At 72.5% G+C, this 6,482-nt stretch carries 7 protein-coding genes; 6 read left to right on the top strand and 1 reads right to left on the bottom strand.

Features of this window, described 5'->3' with window-relative positions; translation table 11 throughout:
• The first annotated feature begins 63 nt into the window (after positions 1-63).
• The gene (locus AB0F11_RS37265; RefSeq protein WP_362184091.1) at positions 64-885 is read left to right on the top strand and encodes a carbohydrate ABC transporter permease; all 822 of its coding nucleotides are present in this window, start codon (positions 64-66) and stop codon (positions 883-885) included.
• 1 nt (position 886) lies between these two features.
• Here AB0F11_RS37265 and AB0F11_RS37260 read toward each other — a convergent pair whose 3' ends face one another.
• Positions 887-1,513, bottom strand: coding sequence for a TetR/AcrR family transcriptional regulator (locus AB0F11_RS37260; RefSeq protein WP_362184088.1), 627 nt, complete (start codon positions 1,511-1,513; stop codon positions 887-889).
• A 95-nt stretch (positions 1,514-1,608) separates the two neighbouring features.
• On the opposite strand from AB0F11_RS37260, the gene AB0F11_RS37255 reads away from it, so the two are divergent.
• From AB0F11_RS37255 to AB0F11_RS37235, 5 genes are all read left to right on the top strand, one after another.
• Positions 1,609-2,280 (top strand): hypothetical protein, encoded by a 672-nt coding sequence (locus AB0F11_RS37255; RefSeq protein WP_362184085.1) that lies wholly within the window; start codon positions 1,609-1,611, stop codon positions 2,278-2,280.
• Positions 2,281-2,439: 159 nt separating this feature from the next.
• Complete coding sequence (locus tag AB0F11_RS37250; RefSeq protein ID WP_362184082.1) at positions 2,440-3,552, top strand: substrate-binding domain-containing protein; 1,113 nt, start codon at positions 2,440-2,442, stop codon at positions 3,550-3,552.
• 144 nt (positions 3,553-3,696) lie between these two features.
• The gene (locus AB0F11_RS37245; RefSeq protein ID WP_362184079.1) at positions 3,697-4,410 is read left to right on the top strand and encodes a response regulator transcription factor; all 714 of its coding nucleotides are present in this window, start codon (positions 3,697-3,699) and stop codon (positions 4,408-4,410) included.
• Complete coding sequence (locus AB0F11_RS37240; protein ID WP_362184076.1) at positions 4,407-5,852, top strand: HAMP domain-containing sensor histidine kinase; 1,446 nt, start codon at positions 4,407-4,409, stop codon at positions 5,850-5,852. Before AB0F11_RS37245 ends, AB0F11_RS37240 begins: the two co-directional genes overlap by 4 nt.
• A 141-nt stretch (positions 5,853-5,993) precedes the next feature.
• Positions 5,994-6,401: a hypothetical protein gene (locus tag AB0F11_RS37235; RefSeq protein ID WP_362184074.1), complete on the top strand. Its 408-nt coding sequence runs from the start codon at positions 5,994-5,996 to the stop codon at positions 6,399-6,401.
• Positions 6,402-6,482: the final 81 nt, after the last annotated feature.

The following is a 6,482-nucleotide window of genomic DNA, read 5'->3' as shown; positions in this document are numbered from 1 at the left end:
GCCCCCGGCGCCCCGGCCGCACCGTCGCCGCCCGGACCGCGCCAGCGGCCCCGGCTCCGGCGCCTGCTCGGCAGCTCGGCCGTCCAGGCCGTGCTGATCCTGGTCGCCCTCGTATGGATCACCCCGCTGGCAGGGCTGTTCCTGTCCTCGATGCGCTCCGAGCGGGACAACGCCTCCGCGGGCTGGTGGACCGCGCTCACCGATCCCTCCCAGCTGTCCCTGGACAACTACAGTGCGCTGCTCAAGGACTCGGGCATCGCGGCGGCCTTCGGCAACACCGTCCTGATCTCGGTGCCCGCCACCGTCCTCGTCGTCGGCATCGCGGCACTCGCCGGATACGCCTTCGCCTGGCTCGAGTTCCCCGGCCGGGACGGCATCTTCCTGGTCGTCGTCGGACTGCTCGTCGTCCCCGTGCAGATCGGGCTGCTGCCCGTGGCCAAACTGTTCGGCGCGATCGGGCTGTTCGGCACCATTCCGGGCGTGGTCCTCTTCCACGTCGCATACGGTCTGCCGTTCGCCGTCTTCCTGCTGCGCAACTACTTCGCCGAGATACCGCGCGAAATGCTGGAGGCCGCCCGGATGGACGGCGGCAGCGAATGGCGGATCTTCTCCCGGCTCGTCCTGCCGCTCGGCCGGCCGGCCATCGCGAGCCTGGCGATCTTCCAGTTCCTCTGGGTCTGGAACGACATGCTCGTCGCGCTGCTCTTCGCGGACAGCGGGTCCCAGCCGCTCACCGTCGCCCTGCAGTCCCAGATCCGGCAGTTCGGCAGCAACATCGGCGTCCTCGCACCCGGGGCGTTCCTGTCCCTGGTGGTCCCGCTGGTCGTCTTCTTCGCCTTCCAACGCCACTTCGTGCAGGGGGTGATGGCCGGCTCGGTGAAGTGACTCAGGAGCGGGCGCGGGCGGCGAAGGCAGTGCACAGGAGCGCGATGCTCCGCTCGAACTTCTCGTCCTCGCTCCACCGGGGCAGCGTGGTCATGACCAGCGGGAAGCGTGCGCACAGCTCGCCGTGGAGCTCGGCCGAGACGGCGGGGGCCGGGCGCTGCGTGCTCTCCTGCAGGACGAACCCGGTGACGTGGCTCAGCAGGGTGTCGGCCGCGACCGCGCTGTCCTCGGCGGACAGGCCCGCGGCGCGGAACGTCTCCAGGAGTCGTTCCATCAGCGACAACCCGCCGGTGCTGAGCCCCTTCGGGCTGTCGGCCAGCAGGAGCGCGCCGCCCGGGTGTTCGCGGATGGTCCGGCGAAGGGCGGTGGCCTGCGCCCCGAGGGACTGCTGCCAGGTGGCGCCGGGCGGGAGGGCGTCCAGGGCGGCGGTGCACGCGGCGTGGGCCTGGTGGCAGACGCGGTCGGCCATCAGGGTCAGGAGTTCGTCCTTGTTCCGTACGTGGTAATAGAGGCTGCCCGCGTGGGCGTCCAGCCGGTCCGCCACCTGGCGCATGGACAGTCCGTGGTAGCCGGCCTGGGCGAAGACGGCCATGCCCGCGTCGACGATCCGCTCCTTGGTGAGCTTCATGGGAAAACCGTACCAGGTTTTTGAACATTGTTTGAAGCCGCGTGTTATCCTCGGCACGTCGTTTTCGAACAGTGTTGGAAATGGGGGACCCGGGGATGGGACAGCTGGTGTTCAGCGTGACCACCGCCGCGCTGATGGTGCTGATGGTCAAGGCCGGTGTGGCGGCGGCGGGCGGCGGCGACTCCCTGCGCCGCGGCCCCCTGCCGTGGTCCGCCGTCGTCCTGGCCGCACTGGCGGTCGGCGGGGTGGCCCTGCAGTTGTCCTGGCCCGGCGCGATGGCGGCGCTGGACCACGATCCCGCCAAGACCGGCTGGTGGAGGGTGTTCACCTCCGTTTTCATGCAGAACGGCGGCGCCTTCGGGGCCTTGTGGAACGTGGCGACGCTCGCGCTCGTGGCCGTTCTCGCCCACCGGCTGTGGGGCGGCGGGCCCACCCTCGGCCTCTTCCTCACCGGTGTCCTGCTGCCGGAGCGCCTCGACCCGCTGCTCGGCATCGGGGATTCCGGCGCGGACGGCGCCGCCGACCCGCGCAACTTCGCCGGCAGCTCCGGCGCCACGTACTTCCTCGCCGCGACCCTGGCCGGTCGGCTCCTGGTCCGCTCGGGCAGCACGCAGGACCGTGCCCTCGCGGCGGCCGTCCCGGTCCTCGGCCTCGCGATGTGGGCCGCCCAGGACAACGGCCACGGCCTGGTCGCCGCGTACGGATTCGCCCTCGGGGCCGTGGTGTGCCTGGCCCTTTCCAGGGCGCCGCGCAAGGCCGCCGCCTGAGGAAACCCGCCGTGCTTCGACTTCACAACGTGAAGTGTTGTCGTCTTGGCAACGTTGCCATCTCGAAAAGAATCCACTCCTTGACGTTGCTGTGAGTGCCCAGTTGACTGCGTCCACCTCGGCCGCACGGACACGGCCCACGTCAGGGAGGTTTATCTCGTGAACACGCTCATGGGCCGTCGGGCCGCCGTTGCCGTCGCCGTTTCCGCGACCCTCGCCGCATCCCTCACCGCCTGCGGCGACTCGGACGAGGGCGACGGCAGACCCGGCGGCTCCGCCAAGGGCTATGCGGTCAAGATCGGTCTCCTGCTGCCGGAGAACCAGACCGCACGCTACGAGAAGTTCGACAAGCCGCTGATCGAGAAGGAAGTCGCCACACTCACCCGCGGCAAGGGCGAAGTGGTCTACGCCAACGCCAGGCAGAACGCGGCCACACAGAGCGCCCAGGTCGACGCGATGATCACCAACAAGGTGAACGCCCTCATCATCGACGCGGTGGACTCCAAGGCCATCGCCGAATCCGTCAAGAAGGCCAAGGCCGCCGGGATCCCGGTCATCGCCTACGACCGCCTGGCCGAGGGCCCCATCGACGCGTACACCTCCTTCGACAACGAGGACGTCGGCAGGGTCCAGGGCAAGGCGCTCCTCGATGCGCTCGGCGACAAGGCCAAGGACGGCCAGATCGTCATGATGAACGGCTCGGTCACCGACCCGAACGCCAAGGGGTTCAAGTCCGGTGCCCACTCCGTCCTCGACGGCAGGGTGACCGTCGGCCGGGAGTACGACACCGTCGAATGGAAGCCGGAGAACGCCCACACCAACATGACCGCCGCCCTCACGGCGCTCGGCAAGGGCAAGGTCGTCGGCGTCTACTCCGCCAACGACGGCATGGCCGGCGGCATCATCACCGCCCTCAAGGCGGCCGGCGTCTCCCCCCTGCCCCCGGTCACCGGCCAGGACGCCGAACTCGCGGCCGTGCAGCGCATCGTCGCGGGTGAGCAGTTCATGACCGTCTACAAGCGGTACGCGCCCGAGGCCGCCGCCGCGGCGGAGATGGCCGTCAACCTCGCCGTCGGGGAGAAGATCGACGGGATCGTCAACCAGCTCGTCGACAGCCCGACCAGCAGGGACGTGCCCTCGGTCCTCGTCCCCGGCACCCCGCTGACCAGGGAGAACGTCAGATCCACCGTGGTCGTCGACGGCGTCTGGACCGTCTCCGAGATCTGCACCGAGAAGCTCAGGGCCGCCTGCGAGGAGATCGGCCTGACGTAGGGGCGGCCTCCCCGGCCGGACCCGCCTTCCGGTCGGTCCGGCCGCCGTGAGAGGGTCGGCCGGGTCCCGCAGGCCCGACCGCACCGGGCCGGCACCGCGACCCGGCCCGCGACCGGGCCCGGGCCCGGGCCGGAAGGAGACAGGGTGGCAGGCAGTACGACCACGGCAGTGGTGCTGGTGGCGGACGACGACGCCGCCATCCGGCGCTCGCTGGAGCGCGGCCTGCGCCTCAGCGGCTTCACCGTGCTCCTCGCGGAGGACGGGCCCACCGCCCTCGCCGCCCTCGCCGCCCGCCCCCCGGACGTCCTCGTCCTGGACGTCTCCATGCCCGGCCTCACCGGCACGGAGGTCTGCCGCACCCTGCGCGAGCGCGGCGACGAGACCCCCGTCCTGATGCTGTCGGCCCTGGACGAACTGGCCGACCGCGTCGCCGGACTGCAGGCCGGCGCCGACGACTACCTCGTCAAGCCCTTCGCCTTGGAGGAGCTGGTGCTCCGCCTGCACGCCCTCCTGCGGCGCAGCCCGGCCCGCAGCGACCGGGACGTGCTGCGCGCCGGACCCCTGGAGATGGACCAGGCGACCCGCCGGGTCCGCAACGCCGGGACCGAGCTCCACCTCACCCGGCGCGAGTTCGAACTGCTCGCCACCCTGGTGCGCAACGCCGACATCGTCCTGACCCGGGACCAGCTCCTGGACCGGGTGTGGGGTTATGACTTCGAGGTGCGCACCGACGCCGTCGACACCTTCGTCAGCTACCTGCGCCGCCAGCGGGCGGACGGCGGACGCCCCCGGCTGATCCACACCGTCCGCGGGGTCGGCTTCGTCCTGCGCGTGCCCGACGGCGGGGGCGCCCCGTGAAACTCGCCACCCGCATCGCGCTCTCGGTCACCGTGGTCATGCCCCTGCTGGTCCTGGCCGCGGGCCTCCTCGTACTCGGCCTCGTCAGCCGCGACCTGCGCCAGCAGCAGGACACACGGCTGCACGACCGGGCCTCCGCGGTCCTGCCCGACGTACGGGCCCTGCTCACCGCCGACCGCAACGGCCGGCCCAAAGCGGAGCAGAACCAGCACCGCAAGGTGCTCGGCGACGCCCTCGACACCGGGATCCGCGTCCGCAGCGCCGACGGGACGGTCGTCCTGGAAGGCGGACCGCAGCCCGCCGAGGCCGTGCGGCTGCCGGACCAGACCCCCGACGGCCCCGTCACGGTCCGCGCAAAGGGCCGTGCCTGGCGGGTGCTCAGCATGCCGGTGACAGGAGCCGCCCCCGGCAACCTGTGGCTCTACACCCCGGCCTCGGCCACCGACCCGCAGCTCGCCGCCGTACGCCGCCGCGTGCTGCTGGTGGCCCTGCTGGCCGCCCCGGTCTCGGGACTCCTCGCGTACGGGCTGGCCGAACGGGCCACCGTCTCCGTACGCAGGCTGAGCCGCCGGGCTGCCGCACTCGACCCGGCGGCCGGGGCGGCCGCCTTCGCGGGCGCGCCCGTGAAGATCGCCGAGGTGGACGAGCTGTCCGCGGCCATCGGCCAGCTCCTCGCCCGCTACGACGAGCAGGCGGCCCGTACCGCCCAGGCGCTGGACACCGCCCGCTCCTTCTCCTCCGCCGCCTCGCACGAGCTGCGCACGCCGCTGATGAGCATGCAGACCGACCTGGACGTCCTGGCCGCCCACCCCGACCTCCCTCCCGAGGAACGCGCCGAGGTGGTCCGCGATCTGCGCAGCGACCACGCCCGGCTGCTCGAACTGCTGACCGCGCTGCGGATGCTGGCCCTCGGCGACCTGGTGGAGGTCTCCGCGTTCGCCCCGCTCGATCTGGCCGAGCTGGTGGACGCGGCCGTCGGCGAGACCTCCCGCCGGCACGGCGAGGCCCAACTGGACGTGGAGCTGCCGGCGGAACTCCGCGTCTTCGGCTGGGATTCCGGGCTGAAGATCATGCTGGCCAACCTGCTGCGCAACGCGGTGGTGCACGGCCACCGGCCCGGCGAGCCGCCCCGGATCACGGTCCGGCTGCGGCCCCAGGGCAGCTGCGCGGTGCTCACCGTCGACGACGAGGGGCCGGGCGTGCCGCCCGCCGAACGCGAGGCTGTCTTCCGGCGCTTCCACCACCGGCCCGGCAGCCCCGGCTCCGGCCTCGGGCTCACCCTGGTGGCCCAGCAGGCCGCCTTGCACCATGGCACCGTCACCCTCGGCGACGCGCCCGGCGGAGGGGGCGCGCGCTTCGAGGTGCGCCTGCCCCTGGCCTCCGCGGACGAGCCGACCCTGAGGCTGCCCGTACGGCGCGACTGGATATCCCGCGACCACTGAACGGCCCGCGGTCGGGCGCCGGTCCGCCGGCCGCGGAGCGCGGGTCGTGGGATCACAAGGAATCCACAAAAAGGCTCCCTAGCGTCGTGCCCGGCCGGCAGCGACCGAGCGCCGGCCCGTCGCACCGAAGGGGATACCACCATGCTCCCGAACCGTAGGACCGCCGCCGCGATCGGCGCCGTCGCCCTGGCCGGAGCCCTGCTGTCGGCCGGCCCCGCGCAGGCCGACGCCTCCAAGCCGAGCCCCGCCGCCTCGGCGAAGTCCGCCCCGAAGGGCGACGGCGCGAAGGCGATCTGCAAGCGCCTGCCGAAGACCGAGGCCCGCATCAGCGCCGCCCTGACCCGGCTGAACGGCGACGCCACCGTACCGGGCTCGATCGCCCGGCTCCAGCAGCGTGTCGCCGAGGCCAAGAGCGCCGGCCACGCCGAGATCGACACGTACCTGAACGACCGCCTGACCTTCCGCAAGAGCCTGCTGCCGACGCTGACCAAGCGCCAGGAGGACCTGAAGGCCGTCTCCACCTGGTGCGGCGCCCAGGGGTCCAAGTGAGCGCCGGCCGCCGCGGCACCGCCGCCCTCGCCGCAGCCCTGGCCCTGGGCGCGGCCCTGCTGCTGACCGGCTGCGGGGGCG

The organism is Streptomyces sp. NPDC032472, assembly GCF_040636955.1.
Classification (GTDB): Bacteria; Actinomycetota; Actinomycetes; order Streptomycetales; family Streptomycetaceae; genus Streptomyces.
This window is presented reverse-complemented; position numbering and strand designations above follow the sequence as displayed.